Annotated in this window: 8 protein-coding genes; 1 reads left to right on the forward strand and 7 read right to left on the reverse strand. The window is 49.9% G+C overall.

Annotation, left to right across the window (positions count from 1 at the left end):
* Positions 1-1,286: 1,286 nt before the first annotated feature.
* The 3 genes from HMPREF0307_RS13460 to tagD form a co-directional block, all read right to left on the reverse strand.
* Positions 1,287-1,418: a hypothetical protein gene (locus tag HMPREF0307_RS13460; RefSeq protein ID WP_255356879.1), complete on the reverse strand. Its 132-nt coding sequence runs from the start codon at positions 1,416-1,418 to the stop codon at positions 1,287-1,289.
* Positions 1,419-1,728: 310 nt separating this feature from the next.
* Positions 1,729-5,520 (reverse strand): CDP-glycerol:glycerophosphate glycerophosphotransferase, encoded by a 3,792-nt coding sequence (locus tag HMPREF0307_RS09370; RefSeq protein WP_082723306.1) that lies wholly within the window; start codon positions 5,518-5,520, stop codon positions 1,729-1,731.
* A gap of 15 nt (positions 5,521-5,535) precedes the next feature.
* Positions 5,536-5,925, reverse strand: coding sequence for a glycerol-3-phosphate cytidylyltransferase (gene tagD, locus HMPREF0307_RS09375; RefSeq protein WP_066492216.1), 390 nt, complete (start codon positions 5,923-5,925; stop codon positions 5,536-5,538).
* Positions 5,926-6,135: 210 nt separating this feature from the next.
* On the opposite strand from tagD, the gene HMPREF0307_RS12640 reads away from it, so the two are divergent.
* Positions 6,136-8,106 carry a glycosyltransferase family protein gene (locus HMPREF0307_RS12640; protein ID WP_231725141.1) on the forward strand — a complete coding sequence of 657 codons (1,971 nt, stop codon included), beginning with the start codon at positions 6,136-6,138 and terminating at the stop codon, positions 8,104-8,106.
* A gap of 12 nt (positions 8,107-8,118) precedes the next feature.
* Here the strand turns inward: HMPREF0307_RS12640 and HMPREF0307_RS09385 are convergent, their stop codons facing one another.
* From HMPREF0307_RS09385 to HMPREF0307_RS09395, 4 genes are read right to left on the reverse strand one after another with little or no spacing between them, the layout of a single operon-like run.
* The gene (locus tag HMPREF0307_RS09385) at positions 8,119-9,042 is read right to left on the reverse strand and encodes a GT-D fold domain-containing glycosyltransferase (protein ID WP_066492229.1); all 924 of its coding nucleotides are present in this window, start codon (positions 9,040-9,042) and stop codon (positions 8,119-8,121) included.
* Positions 9,035-12,412, reverse strand: coding sequence for a bifunctional glycosyltransferase/CDP-glycerol:glycerophosphate glycerophosphotransferase (locus HMPREF0307_RS12645; protein WP_197418407.1), 3,378 nt, complete (start codon positions 12,410-12,412; stop codon positions 9,035-9,037). The genes HMPREF0307_RS09385 and HMPREF0307_RS12645 overlap by 8 nt, the downstream gene beginning before the upstream one ends.
* Positions 12,413-12,469: 57 nt before the next feature.
* Positions 12,470-13,297, reverse strand: a complete 828-nt coding sequence (locus HMPREF0307_RS12650) for an ABC transporter ATP-binding protein (protein WP_082723308.1) — start codon at positions 13,295-13,297, stop codon at positions 12,470-12,472.
* Entirely contained in the window at positions 13,281-14,225 is a 945-nt protein-coding gene (locus HMPREF0307_RS09395) for an ABC transporter permease (protein WP_082723309.1), read from the reverse strand. Before HMPREF0307_RS09395 ends, HMPREF0307_RS12650 begins: the two co-directional genes overlap by 17 nt.
* Positions 14,226-14,290 lie beyond the last annotated feature (65 nt).

The following is a 14,290-nucleotide window of genomic DNA, read 5'->3' on the forward strand; positions in this document are numbered from 1 at the left end:
ATATCAGGTGTCCACCAAACAGGGGTCAGGTCCCATTGTATAAGGTAGCGTTGGCGCAACTCGTGCCAGCGCATCATCACCTTTTATGACCTTAAGGTCGCCTACTGGGTGACGAAACTGGCCGACCCCGTCGGAGCCGACTCACTGGTCAGCAGGCTCAATGCCGGACATCGCATCGAACTCGGCGACTACGACATGCGCCAACACCTGGCAAGCGCCACACATGGTGCCAACGAGTAGTCGATCGGGTTAGAGGCCCGGCCGCTGGCCCCGACAAGGCCAGCTGCCTGGCTCTACCACCTGGTCGGAATCCAGCCCTACCACCGTTCCGCAACACCCCTACCAACAAGCCGTGCTCAGCAGACTACGTCGCCCCACGAGCGCCTATGGATCAGTTCGTTCGTATAGGAGCCGTTGACATTCTCAGCCAAAGCATTGTCATAGGAGTCACCCACCGTCCCAGTCGACGCGGCGATACCGTGCTCGGCCCGGCGCTCGTTGTAGACGATGCTCACATAGTGTCAGCCGTGGTCCGAGTGATGAATCAGTCCCGTTGTTTCCTTGACACACACGATCGCCTGGTTGAGCGCCTGCAGCGGCAAGGCTTCGGTGCGCTTCGAATCCGACAGCACCCACCCGACAATCCTCCCGGAGAACACGTCAGTGACAAAAGCTGTGTACACGAACCCCTTTCCTGGTGCGCACATAAGTAATGTCCGCCACCCACAGCCGATGAGGGCCAGGGGCCTTAAACGCACGATTGGCCAAGTCAGGGCGAAGATCCGAGCCTGTGGGTTTGCGTGTTGTAATTAGTGCCTCACCTTGACCCTTGCCTGTTAGGTCTGCGCTGCGCATCAGCCGGGCTGTGTTCTCGCGGCCAATGTCACTGCCCTGGCGGCGCAGCACGCGTCACATCTTCCGCACCCCGTAGACGTCGTAATTTTCGGAAATGAACGTCGCGAATATGCTCCACGAGGGCAGCGTCGCGAAGAGCGCGGGCGCTTAAGCCCCCGGGCTTTAGACTGGAGGTACCCACGCGAACTAAGAAAACCGCCTTCGCGATGCGTGTTGAACGTCTGACGGACGAACTCGACTGAGAAACGATTCTAATGCTCATCGATGATCGATGAATCGGATCATTTCTTAACGTCTGGGGCGAGTCCGGATGCGAAAAAGCCGAGGCGGCTTTCAACAACTCGTTGGTGTCCCGCAGCTCGTGATTCTCTCGACGTAACCGTGCGTTTTCTGCCACAAGGTCCTCGGGCAACCGTTCAGTAACGCGCCCCTCACGTCGAGCGGCCAGCGTCCATCGCCTCGCTGTATGCCACGAGACGCCCAGTTTGGGCGCCACGATCTTGCAGGCTGCCTGCATGGAAATCCTCCTCCGCCAGGATGCGGTCTTCCACGAGGCGGACCACACGGTCCTTCGCCTCCTAATCACATTTTCTCGGCATGTTCCAGATTTCTCCATCTACTCAAACGGAACAAACCTGGGGCACTTCAAACCAAGCTGCTTAGAAATCACGAACGCTCGAATCTCACTGAACCGGGGGGGGCGCAGGGCATTGCTACGAACCGCATCCATAGACTCACGATTCGTCTGAGCCTCCCACAACAATTTATCAAGGACTGTAGCTTGCCGCTGAAGCTCGCTTTTCACCTTGCTTAGCTCGTTGACTGGATCGTCAGAGTTTAGCAATAGTTTCTCTAGGCCTTCGAAAGAACCCTTTATTTAACTTCCTCGATGCTTTCATGGTTGTCGACTGCTGCAAAAATGGTCCGAAGCATCTCAACTGCGCGATGTCCGTCATCTTGGGAAGCAAACCGGTTAAGAAATGCCTCATACTTCGGTGTAATCGCAAGGCCAACGCTGCGGAATTTCTCGATGTACGAGATCACTTCATCAGTTGTACGGCAAAGGGGACCTGGAGCAAATTCCTTGAAATCAAAATAAAACCCACGCGTCGTACCTGAATATTGCTCAATATCCGGCACCAAAAATATCATCGGCTTCCTCGTGACAACGTAGTCAAACATGATAGACGAGTAATCAGTGACCAATAAATCAGAGGCGTTGATCAAATCAGAAATATCGCTGTACCGAGAAACATCGATCACATTGATACCCCGAATTTGCCTGCCGGCGTCGGTTGTATTGGAGTGCCCACGCATAAGGATTACGACATCGTCACCAAACTTGTTCCTCAGTTTGTCAAAGTCCAAGTAGGAAACCAAGTCATAGTGCCCTGACGCGACTTTCTTGTCATCACGCCAAGTCGGAGCGTACAGAACGACAGTTTGTTCATCTGTAATCGACAAGTACTCGCGCGTTGCAGCGCGACACTCGAGAGCAGTTTCGCCTACGAGACCATCATTTCGTGGGTAGCCGTCGGACACCACGGTTCCGGTATATCTAAAAGCGTCACGCATTATTTTACCTGCCCATTCACTTTGAGCAAGGAAAAAGTCCCAATACCTCTCCTCACGCTCCATAAGCATGCGGTAACCGAGAGATAGATTCTCCTGGGGAACATGGTGTCCGATTTTCTTCAGCGGCGTACCATGCCAAGTTTGGATGTACGTCTGTCCGTCTTGTTTACGGAACTGGGATGGGAAATTATTGTTGTTGATAAGCCAACCGGCAGAATGAAGCAAATTCCACCATTCTTCGGAATAACGTACAACAGGAATGCACCCATCGGGCGCACTCACAGAACCATCCTTAATAGTCCAATAACGATTCACTTCCGGTTTTAGTTCAGCAAACGCTGAAGCAAACGCTGCTGGTGAATCTCCCTTGGACGATCCAGCAAAGGATTCAAATAGCGCTATTGTCGGATCAACAGGTGTATTCCCAGCAAGAGAGCTTTGTTGGAGCTTGTACTGGTTATTTTTACCCAGCTCATGCTTTGCGAGAGGGGAAGAAATTCGAATCTTAAGACCCTTGCCGCCTGGCGTCGCGTACAACCGTAGTCGGTTCACATTTCCAGTTGCTTCACGATAAAAGGCTCCAAATTTCGTGTCCAATACCTTGGGCCAAATACTAGCTGGCAAGGATTTTCCAGTGGGCTGCAGAATCTGGAAAATATAATCGGCGGAAGGCAAGGAAACCAATCGTCCGCTCTGATCTACTTCCAACATCGAGAACTTTACTTGGAATGTGCCTGAATCTGGTTCAAAGTGTACGTCCTCAGGCCGAATATTTCGGGTCGACGAGACTAGCGCAAATGTTGGTACAAACTGACGAATTGCAAGGTCGTCAAAATACACGCGTCCGCGCACGAGGATCGTAGAATCTTCTATTTGAAGTTTCGTCTCATCAATAACAGCAAACTGTACATATCGACGAACGGAGAGGTATCCCCAATCCGAAGCCAACACTTCGATGCCCGGGGCACTCACGGTCAAAGCAGTACGATTTCGAACCCCGACGGGGAATGTGCGACCCCGATCCCAGCGAATGCGGAGATCATATTCATTGAAGTTCTTCACGCCAGACGGCACAAACGACTTGAACTGAACAGATGCGCATAGTTCGCCATTTTCCTCAACAAGCGGCACATCAAAAAGCAGGTCCTGATTATCCTTTGAGAGCGCGTACAAACGCGGTTCATCGTTAGCTTTCCTACCGAACAGAGCAGCCTCTGTGTGATCATAAGACTGAATCTTGACGCGAAGGCTATTTTTAGTCGGCTCCAACTCATTCAGCACGAACCTTGGCCGCAGTAGATAAACCTTCCAAGTTTCCTGCGAAGTCTTAAACGCAAGAGTGTTTCCAAACTGGTCGACTTGCCCGGAAACCAGCGTGTTAAGTCCAAACCAATTTTTCAACTTAGGAGTTTTAGTGCGAATAACATAGCCGAGTCCTTGCGCCTCGAAGCGCATAGAAAGCTCTTCGGACTGGCTCCCTAGGAATGTTCCAAGTGCGTCACTAATGGCTTTCGGGTTTAAGGAGAAATCAAAAATCGCTTGAGCTGGCTCTTGAGCAATACGTGTCCACTGCGTCGCCAGTCTCTCATCTTGCGCTCGTGATCCAGCGACACGGTAAACAATCTGACCAGACGCAGTTTCAATCACTAGATCGACAGATGAGAGCAATTCTGCTGGAAGATCATCGCTAGCCACAGCGCCGCGAAGCACGACATCTCCATTGCTCCGAAGTTTCTGGTCGAAAACCTCAATCGCTAAGTCGCTCTCCCTCGGAACAACTCGATGTTCTTCCTCAGACAGCAGAGCTGGAAGTTCTGATTCAATGTCAGCCGCTGCTAGAAGAATTTGATTGTCATAAGAGATATTCCACGCCGCACCGTTTTGCACGAAGTAGTTAAGAGTCGTCTTGAAGTCCGCAAGCTTCCCCGACCTAAGGGTTGCGAACATAAGTCGACGGTCAAATGGCATTTGCTGAATTACGTTAAGTGAAGCCAAAGCCCCATACTTTTGGAATGTGGAAACCAGCTTCGATGCGAACTCATCCGACGCGCGCGGAATCTCGCGGTAATAGTAGTACAAGTCCTCCGAAAGAAGTTTGGCCAGCCAGAAGTCCTGAATGGCTGGGTCCGCTCCTTCTAAAGCACTCCAAACGCGGTCGACAATTTCAAGGCGTTGATTTAGATCGTCGACAGAAGTCTTATTTTGCGTAATCGAGGAACTGTCGTCTCTAAGTCTCCAACGATAGACGACATCGTCAAGCACATCGAAGGGCAAACCACAGGTATAGAGCGCCGCAGTGCCTTCTTGATCTTCGTAAAGAATTCCTTCTGGGAAGGCTCCAACGATCTCTTTCCAGATCTCAAAATTGTAGAGCTTGTTCCACGCAAAAACGTCGTAAAGAATCTGCGGAAGTTGCTCAAGCTTAAGCCTATGCCGAGTCTTTGAATGCGCTTCATGCACCCACTTAGGCGTCCAGCTTCGCACCGAGTCGAAACGCTCGATTGACCCCACCACAAAAGCAGACCCAGTCTTCTCCAAGGTTTCCACCATCGTCCGAAGACCCTCCGAGGTTACGAAGTCGTCTGAGTCGATGAAAGTCAAGTACTTACCAGTAGCTTCAGCAACGCCAGTATTTCTGGCAGCTCCGAGGCCGGCGTTTTTCTTGTGAATTACTTTCACTCGTGTATCGCTTTGAGCCAGCTCATCACAAATTTGTGGCGAATTGTCGGTAGAACCATCATCAACAATGATGACTTGAATGTTCTCATACGATTGGTCCAGGAGACTCTGCACCGAGCCTCTGACGTATTGCTCCACGTTATAAACTGGTACAACTACGGAAACCAAAGGCCCATCAATCTTGAAGACGCTGCGCACTTTCGTAGAAAGATCAGTCGTCTTTTTCTTAGGCTTTGGAACTTTAGTCGCCACCGGAGCCGGCATTGGTTCAGGCTTCTTCGTTTTTTGGGCAGCAGCACGTGATCCAACAGAAGTACCGACTCCGAGCGTTTGTCGGAGTTTTGGATTGTCAACGACCTTTGATAGCCCTAAAGCTCTGGCTATAGACGCAGCTCGCGTAATATTCTTCATCGCCGTTTTCTCCTGTTAATTGTTCAAATCCGACTTAATCTGCGACGTTGAGATTTCAGGAGTTCGCGCAAGATAAATTACCTCGCACTTCTCTCCAAGGAGCTCGTCGAACTTTCCCCGCCAATCGTCACCCATAACAAACACATCCACGTTGTATCGATCGATATCCAGCGGTTTCTGTTCCCAATTGTCCTCAGGAATCACCATGTCAACGTATCGAATTGCTTCAAGCATGCGCTTGCGATCGGCGTACGAGAAATAGGCCCGCTTACCCTTCAACGCGTTGAACTCATCAGAAGACAGAGCGACAATTAAGTAGTCCCCTAGGGCCTTTGCTCGCTTTAGCAACTCAATGTGCCCATAATGCAGGAGATCAAACGTGCCATAGGTAATTACACGACGCAAAACTAGAAACCTCAGTCTTTCAAAAATCAGGTAGCCGACGAGGAGAGAAGCCGATGTAGACTACTTTTATATCGATGCCGCGGCGACGCGACCTTACCATTCTAACGTACTTGCTTTTCATGCACCCCATAACCTTATAGAAACCTTAGACACCCTCGATGTATTTGGTCTAACCCGTCGAGCTGATCACTGCCAAAGATAGATCTCCCCATGAACCTTGATACTCGTAAAAAGTTCCCCTTTAAGAAATTGAAGACTGCTGGGCAGCTGATTCGTCAGGGCCGCTTTAATTACGTTTCAATCGTTGCAAAGCGACAAATAATGGCCTTTCATCGCCGAAACGCGCCTTATTGGTTGATAAATCTGGAGAGGAGATTTGCCGCGCGTTCTTCTCGACAGGAAGAGTCATTCAAACCGTTTTTGACACCACCGTTTAAAGTTCGTTCACTCGAACGAAACGAGCCAAAAATCCGAGCAGCCGTCATCCTTGATGACTTTTCACTTGCTTGTTGGGAACATGAATTCCAAGTCACGTTGCTGACTCCTAATAATTGGCGAAGTAAAATCGCTAGCAGCCAATTTGATTTACTTTTCGTCGAGTCAGCATGGCAGGGGAACAACGGCGCATGGTCGACGCGGTTGAGCCAACCGGGCCAGGTTGATCCAGTACTACAAGAGATTGTCACTGCGTTCAAAGAATTCGATATTCCTACCGCTTTTTGGAATAAAGAAGATCCCCCTCACTTCGAGCAGTTTATTGCTACGGCAAAAATGTTTGACTTTGTTTTCACCACCGATTCGAACAAAGTTCCAGAATACGAAAGGCATGTTGGTGTCGGCCACGCCTTCGCATTACCGTTCGCTGCGCAACCCATCATTCACAATCCCGCTAGAAATTCACCCGGCACACCAGGAGTTCCAGATCCTCGCTGGCATCAAGGCGACATCGCTTTTGCAGGAAGCTACTTCAAGAATAAATTTCCAGAGCGCCGATTTCAACTGGACACCTTGCTGAAAGCCGCTGTGACATTAGCGAACGAGAATTTCAAGTTCTCTATCTTCTCCAGAACAGGTTCTGCGGACCCCAATAACAGATTCCCCAGCTACGCGAAGCCTTACGTTATCGGTTCGCTGCAGTATGAATACATGTTAAGTGCAAACAAAGAACACAAGGTGTTTATCAATGTAAATACCGTGACTGACAGTCCCACAATGTGCGCAAGGCGAATTTTTGAAGTACCGGCTTGTGGCACTGCTGTCCTCACAATGCCAACTCCCGCAACCAAGAACTTTTTCTCAGATTCGGAGCTGGTAACAGCAACAGACTCGGCTACGTCGCTATCAAGCCTGTCCATGCTCCTCAAGTCACCTGCAATGCGCGACCGGGTAAATCACCGTGCACAACGCAAGATCTGGAATGAGCACACTTATAGACATCGAGCGCTGAAGGTCGCTAAGGCGCTCGGCATTCCAAGTGATGAATACGAACGTCAACTGGCAGTACCAAGAGTCTCAGTTATATGCTCTACCAATCGCCCCTCACAAGTTCCCCATTTGATCGAGCAAGTCGCACGACAAGTAAACGTAGAAATCCAGCTAATCATCGCGACCCATGGCTTCGAGCTCTCACAGTCTCACAAACTGCTTTTGGATCGAACCTTCGATGATTACAAGGTTGTTGTCACCGATTCTTCGATGTCTTTGGGCGATTGCCTCAACGCTTGCGTGAATGAATCCTTATTCGATTATGTCGCAAAATTTGATGATGATGATATCTACTTACCGCACTATCTCGAGGATCAGATAAATACGCTGAAATTCAGCGGTGCTTCATTGGTTGGGAAGCAAGCCGCTTATGCTTTTGTGGAGAGCCGCAACGCATTGATGCTTCGCCGCCCCGAGAGAGAACACATGTGGACAAACTTCGTCGCAGGCCCCACATTTGTTGGGCCGCGTGCTACGTTTGTCTCAAACCCCTTCGAGAGCCGCACCACGGGTGAAGACTCAGAGTTTCTGCGATCGATTGTCAATGGTGGTGGACATATCTACTCCGCAGACCGATTTAACTTCATTCAGATACGGCACAAGCATGGACATACTTGGCAGTTAGCGGATGACGATTTTTTGGCGCAAGGCACGATTGAAAGCTTTGGGTTCAATGAAGCCCACGCTGAAGCCTGATGCAAACACTATTCAGGTTAATTCTGCTGACACCAACGGCGTTCTTTCGGGCCACTCGCCGCCTTCAAAGGAAACGGAATAAGAATTTGAAATGTGTCCGATATCGAGCGCTCGATAACCCGCTTTCACCAGTTCAGCAGAGAGCAAAGTGCCCGCTGGCCCAAGCGAGAGTAGGAACAACTCGGTATCCCGTTCTTCTACGTTCTTGACGCACTCGGCAATTAACCTGTCCACGTCATCGACTGCCTCGGTCGGCGTGGAATAAATCATGTCAACACTTGAGCAGTTATCAAACAGAGCATCTTGCAGCTTGAAGCGTGAGCCTTTCCCCGTCACAACGGAAACTCGCTTAGATTCCCACACTCGTCGCCATGTTTTCACTGCTTCCTCTCCGAATTCTTGGAAGAAAGTTGGACGCGAAACATGCGCGTCCCCGAACTCGTCAAGCTCAAGCAGCCTCGGTTTCAAGTTGTACCAAATTCGTTCCCAGACATTACGCCAATGCGCATGAGTAGAAAAATGCGGAAGCGCCATCATCACGCGCGGATCGGAACACGCGAATTCAAATGCTTCAGAAAGCTGACCTGCGAGTTCCCAAGAATTCGATTGAAAACCAAGCCTAAAATCGGGCTCAAGCATCAAGCGAAACTCACCGTCCCCGAAGCGAATCAGAGATAAATCCTCAACTATTACGCGCTCCAAAGTGGCCAAAAAACTAAGCTGACGCGCAGCGAAGTATTCGGAAACCTGCTTATCTACGCTCTCACGAGTGAAAGCTCGAACTAGCTCGAGTTCATTACTGAGCTGTTTTACCTGCGTTCTCAACGCACCAATTTCGGTCTTCATCTCGGAGAACTCGTTGGAGAGCTGCGTGCCTAATGCCATCCCGAGGATGTCAAAATTCTCTTCTAAGAATTCCTGGGTCTCTTTATCCATAGAGAGCTTTTTCCTCCGATTCCAAAGCTTGCTTAATCCACTCCGCAATCCACTCCAGATTTCGCCGTACCGATTTTTCCACTTCGGAAGGAACTATACTTGCTTCTGAAGATTCGAGAGCACGCTTAATTTCCGACATCAGTACATCGACATTAGATGTTGCAGGCCAGACTGAGTCCTCTGGCCAGCGACCGTAGAATCCACGCTCTTCATTCCGATACGCTTCCAAATCCGGCGCGTAAATTACCGCAGGCTTCCCTGTCAACGCGAAGTCGAAGAATATGGATGAATAATCAGAAACCAGTACATCGGACACGGCCATGAGTTCCTCAACATACTTTTGGCTTGTAACGTCGATGACGTTCTTTCCTTTGTATTTTATCCCTCTCATATGGTGGCCACGGACTAATACCACGGCATCGTTTTCCGCGGCTAATTCGGCGGCGGGGAATGCAATCTGCGAGTGAGAATATCTCCATGTAGGAGCGTAGAGAATTACTTTCTTGTTTTCAGAAATGCCGATTTCTTCCTTGATTGCCTCTACGTTCAGGAGCGAAGTAGCCAGTCTCGAGTTTCGCGGGTACTCTCCAATTCGTATCTCACCTTGATACTTCACGGAGCCAGCGATACGTTGTGCCCCAAATTCATTTTGTCCGAGTAACAAGTCCCACTGCTGTGCTTGTCTAAGCATCAACCGTCGATAAACCAGGCCAATATAGCTTGGATGTGCGTCAAGAACTAGTCGTTTGATCGGCGTTCCGTGCCAGGTTTGAAGCCACTTTTGACCGGGATTCTTACGGAACCACTGGGGAAAGTTATCGTTGCTAACAATGACGCGCGCATGACTCAGGATGTCGAACCATTCGTCCGATCCGACCAAAACTGGAATTGCACCGTCTGGTGCCTTCACCGTCGAATCCCGAACGCCGAACCATAACGGGACATCGAAGTTTTGCTGGCGTACGAAATCAAAAATTGCTCCGGGATTATCGGCCGTAGTTTTGCCAGAGAATGTCTCAAAATAAATTCCCCGCACAAGCTCGGACGCTGCTACTCCAGTCGTAGAGCGGGTTCCGTAGTGCGTACTCTCCGCTACTCGCTCAGACTGAAATACATCAAGTACAACGGCCCCGTTCGAGCGTTGGCGTAATTTTACGCTCCGCACACTTCCCATTACATACAGATTGAGTTTCCCCTCATCTGCCTGATAAATGCAATTCAATCTGGTGAATCGATTCTTGGCCCATTGGGAGTGCCTTACGAAATATGACGCTGCTCTTAGCTCAGAGGTCCTGAATACGGCTTCGAAGTTCCTGTCGTTCCAATACATCTGCCCAACGATTGATTGATTCTTAGAAATCAGCCAAATTGTTGGACGAGAAGAATGAGTCGCTGTTCCACAAATTCGCAGCTGATCGCCATCATTTACAATCCGGTGGATGAACACGGGATGCCAAGTCTGGACAAGTTGGGGTGAGCCCGTTGCCGTTGGCCGGACGTACACGAATCCCGAAGAATTTTCAGAAGAGTCCTCAGAAACCACGAACGAATGAGACGCACTATGCAGGGCCCATTCCTGCCGACTACCTAGAATTCTTTGCGGAAACAGCGGAAGACGTGCAGAAGCCGTCGTGTAATTCTTATTATTCTCGAGCTTCAGCACATGCTCGCGACTTCGTGCCCGGAGTTGCAGCTGAGGCACTTCGCCTACAATTTCAAAATCAATCTTGCCGCCAAGCGGTAATCTACTTCGGACCTTACCTATTGATTTCGCATTGCCATCGACGAGACACACCCTAACTATGTGCCCATGCGCTGTGGGAGAGCTGCTTATCACAATTGCTCGGTCACCATCTCCCTTATCTTCCACAATGAAGGGTTGAAAGGCCTCAGGATTTCCTAGTTCAGCGTCAATGTTTCGGCCAGCCGCGATCCCAGAAATCACGCAGGTGACCAGCTGAGATTCAGGGATTTTTTCCGCATCGACTTTCAAAACATATGCCGACGACGAGTAGTCGATATACGCATGCTGGACTTCCGCATTTACCCAGCCTGCGGGAGCACGCTGCAGCTCCGCGTTGACCTGCTGAGCATCGTTTTCGAGCACAGCTGATGTGAATAGTACGTCCGCAGGATCTAATCCTGAGATGAAAGCTGCAAACTCGACAGCGAGTACTCCATCCATAAGGAATGCTCGACGGATTATCATCTTGCTTTGCAGATCAGCTGGACGCAAGGACGAGATAAATTCGGGAATCTCCCAATCGACAAGGTCTGGGAACATAAGACCTTTGCCTTCAGAAGGCAACACAAAACTGCTATTTTGCTCAAGTATTAGCCCGCGGAAACCATCTGTGTCGGGGTAATCCCGGGTTGCAAATACCCACAGCGTCGCGCGTTGTTTAAACGGGACGTTGTCAAGTGAGCCGGACACTTCTTGTGCCTTGCTAAGTACGAACGAAGCAAAGCTTCTCATTTCAGCGCGGTAAGAATCATCCGATGCCTTTGAAGAAACGTATTGCACATACATCGGAACATCACGTTCGGCCCAAGTCTTGACTAGCGCTCGTTTGAACGAGTTAGGAGCATCAACTGATTGGCTCCACATTAGGCGGACCAGCCGATTTCGATCTTGGATATCTTCCAGTCTCGCCTTTCCCCCTGACCTCGATGCTCCTTCCTCAGAAATCCGCCACGAATAAACCGGTCGTTTCAAAACATCAAAAGCCCTTGCTTTTATCACAGCCGAAACTATTGGCGGCTGATCTTCGTAATTCATGTCCTCCGGCATCGGCCCCACACACTCGTCCCAAAAACTTCTCCGGAAAATCTTGTTCCACAGAACAGGTTCCTCAATTATCTGTGGGAAAGAGTCGACTGTCGCACGAATTCGATCTTTGGCGTGGATCCTCTGCACTATGGACGGTGTGGTCACTGCACTCCCCCGATGACGGAGGTACCCCCCAGTCGCAAAATCGCTTCCCGATTTTTCAAGGGTCTCTAGCATTTCCTTGTAAGCACCGGGCAGAACCAAATCATCCGCATCTGCAAAAGTCAGATACTTACCCTTGGCATGTTTAATCCCTAAATTGCGGGCTGCGCCAGGCCCACGTCCTTCACCGTCAATCACCCGAATTCGCTTATCCCACATTGCCAGAGAGCGGACGATAGCACGGGATCGATCCGTCGAATTGTCATCAACTACAATGATTTCCACGCTTTTGATGTCTTGAGATTGGATGCTGTGAATCAGCGTTGCAATCCACCTTTGCGCATTATGGACTGGAACGATCACCGTCAAAATCGGCGAATCATCTCGGTGATTAAACCATGTACGAGCATTAGGCACTTGTTGAGCCCAGCGTTTCACGTCGTGAGCGTAAGCCAAGTACGGACGTAGCTCAGAAAATCGCATTATAGAACCTCTCTACGATAGGCGGAGATTAGGGCGAACGTAGGTTAATCGCATTGCGCGAAGCAGATCATCTGCTTCTTGGTCATTGCCGGCTGACTTCAAATCGGCCCATTCGACGTAGTCGTAGCAGACTTGCTGCGAAGGCCCATCGGCGACGGTAACACCTTCGTGTATCCATATGGCGCGGTCTACCATCTTCGCCATAATTCTCGGCGCATGCGAGACAAGGAAGACAACACCAGACCGGGCTACAAGTTCGTTCATCCGCTTCTCCGCTTTCTGATTGAAACCTGCGTCACCAGTCGAAAGAGCCTCATCAATGAGCAGAACTTCTGGATTTCCAATAGTACCAATCGAGAATCGTAATCGCGCTGCTTGACCTGAAGAATAGGTGCTCATTGGGCGATGGATGGCATCTCCGATATCGGCCATTTCAATGATTTCATCCAGAGCTTCATCGGTTTCTTCAGGAGATAGCCCCATAGCGAGGCAGCCTAGCCTCGCATTCTTGATGCCATCTACTTCTTTAATAAGCGCTGCATTAACGCCTAGCAGGGTTGGCTGTTTTCGGACGAATACAGTACCCGAAGTAGGTCGCTCAGTACCTGCGATGAGCCGCATCAAGGTGGACTTTCCAGAGCCGTTTTGACCAAGAATTCCTACTGATTCACCCGCGTAGGCAACAAGAGTGGTCTCTTGAAGCGCTTCGACATGCTGTGGTGCCCAAAATTTCCTGCCGGTTCGAACTGTATAAGTCTTCGTCACATTATCGACCACTACCATCGGCTCGCGAGGCTTTGACCCGGGGGTTACACCAGTGTCTTTAATCGACTCCGACATATCGCTCCTCCGCTTGCCAGAAATAAATAAAGCCAATAATAAAAAGACCTAATGCCCACGCCAGCATTTGCAGCCAAGCCGCTAGCGACGGAACTGCTCCGTAAAGCACGACGTCACGAACCGCTGTAAGAAATATGTATCCCGGATTAGCCTTCATGAGACAAGTCATCAGCTCTCCTCCGGCAAAGTGATCGACAGAGAAAAAGACACCAGACGCGAAAAACCATCCACGTTGTGCAACGTTAATGATGACCTGCATATCCGGGACGAACGCCGTTATACGCGCTCCAATGAACATCAGACCGGTTCCAAAAAGATGGAGTAATAAAAAAACTGGGATGATGAGCACAATTGTCCATGGAACACGACCGCTGGTGATCAAACCGAAGATTACAGCGACTAATGCTGCCGGGAGTGAATCAAACAAAAGTCGCAATGACTCAGAAAATACGACAGCGGCACGCGGAAAGATAAATGACTTAATCATTCCTTTGTTCTTCTGAACAAGCCTCATTCCAGAACTTAGGTCCCGTTGAAGGAAACCAAAGAAGGTCACGCCCAGAACGACGTAGCCTATAAAATTGTCCACGCCACGCGATGTGTGGAGGAGGACTCCGAAAATCAGGATATACATAAGCGAGTCAACTACAGGTGACGCTACAAGCCAGAACTGCCCCAAAAGCAGATCCTTGTTCGCCTGGAATGCTCTCGCACTCGCTTGAATTTTAACGAAATGGCGTCGCTGCCACAGCAGAGCGACGTAGCGGAATAACCCCGGTCGAGCATCGAGGCTTCGCATACCGTCGACAGAAACAGAAATCGCGTCTCTCGCACTGGATGGCACCATTCGAGCAAGCTCATTTACTGTTACGGCGGCATCATTGCCAGAGCGTCGACGCCAACGGCCGTGCAAATTCCGCTTACCCATTTGTTTTCCTCATCTCAATTACCTTACCGCCATGTTCCCTAAAGTTTTCTTAGCCTAATCACCGC

This window comes from Corynebacterium sp. DNF00584 (assembly GCF_001552965.1).
GTDB lineage: Bacteria > Actinomycetota > Actinomycetes > Mycobacteriales > Mycobacteriaceae > Corynebacterium > Corynebacterium phoceense.